The organism is Mesorhizobium sp. B2-5-4 (assembly GCF_006441095.1).
Classification (GTDB): Bacteria; Pseudomonadota; Alphaproteobacteria; order Rhizobiales; family Rhizobiaceae; genus Mesorhizobium; species Mesorhizobium salmacidum.
In genome coordinates this window covers 1-1189 of the sequence record NZ_VFUR01000054.1, presented here as the reverse complement: position 1 = coordinate 1189, position 1189 = coordinate 1, and the positions used below count along the sequence as shown (strand labels likewise).

Annotated in this window: 1 protein-coding gene; it reads left to right on the top strand. The window is 64.3% G+C overall.

The genetic code is table 11. The features are described 5' to 3' along the window. Positions 1-63: 63 nt before the first annotated feature. Positions 64-1044 (top strand): IS5 family transposase, encoded by a 981-nt coding sequence (locus FJ492_RS28615; RefSeq protein WP_181166203.1) that lies wholly within the window; start codon positions 64-66, stop codon positions 1042-1044. Positions 1045-1189 lie beyond the last annotated feature (145 nt).

The window sequence follows — 1189 nt, the reverse complement described above, 5'->3', positions numbered from 1 at the left end:
GAGGCCTTTGCACGGAACCGGGTTGGTGATTCCGTGCGTAAGGAATGAAGAGGGATGATTCGGATGGTCGATCGTTTGCTTGGTCAACTGAGCCTTGCGGATGGGCTGGCATGGTCGGACACGACGGAGCTCGACCAGATCGCGCGAGTGATCGACTGGGTGCCGATCCAGGCGCTTCTTGGTCGGCGCAGCGGGTCGGGACGGGGCAACACCAGCTATCCGGCCGAGGCTTTGCTGCGCTGTCTGCTTCTGGGCGTGTGGAACAATCTGAGCGATCCCGCCCTCGAGGCACAACTGCGCGACCGGCTGTCGTTCCGCCGCTTTGCCGGCTTCAGCCTCTCGGACCGCACGCCGGACCATTCGACATTGTGGCGATTCCGCGAAGAGCTTAAGTGCGATGGGCTGATCGATCGGGTGTTCGATGAGATCACGCGGCAGCTTGAGCAGAAAGGGCTGATCGTCAAGCGCGGCACGCTGATTGATGCCTCCTTCATGCAGGCCGCCGCGCGCCCGCCGGCGAAGCTGAAGAAGGGTGAGGAGGGTTCGGCGCGGCCATCGGCCGACGCTGATGCGCGTTGGGGGCGCAAGGGCAACAAGACCGTGTTCGGCTATAAGGTGCACAACGGCGTCGACGATGCTCACACGCTGATCCGGCGCATGGACTTCACGGATGCATCGATCACCGACACCGAGCCGGCCGACGGTCTGATCAGCGGGGATGAGAAGGCGGCCTATGGCGACCAGGCCTACTACACCCATGCCCGGCATGCCCGACTTAAGCAGGCCGGCATCAAGGACCGGCTGATGCACCGCCCCAACAAGCACCATCCGCTGACGCCGCGCCAGAAGCAGCGCAACCGGCTGATCTCGAAGGTACGGGCGGCGGTGGAGCGGCCGTTTGCGGTGTTCAAGCAACGTTACGGCATGCGGCGGCTGCGCTTCTTCAACCTGGCGACCAATCGGACGCAATGCCTGCTTGCCGGCTGCGGCTACAATCTGGCGCGAGCGGCCGCCGTGCTCTACCGGCGGAGCCAGCCGGCATGAGGCGGAGTCTGCCCAAAATCCGCCGCAAGGGTGGCCCGAGGCCCCACGAAACCGGGCAAAATACCCCGCCAAGGCGGCCCGATCGCCTTTCAAAAAACGCCCATGCATCACGTGCGCCAAATATCGGCTCCCGTGCAAAGGCCTC

Coding starts and splice junctions, on each gene's coding strand:
- FJ492_RS28615 (WP_181166203.1), top strand. CDS start 64: ATGGTCGATCGTTTGCTTGGTCAACTGAGCCTTGCGGATGGGCTGGCA.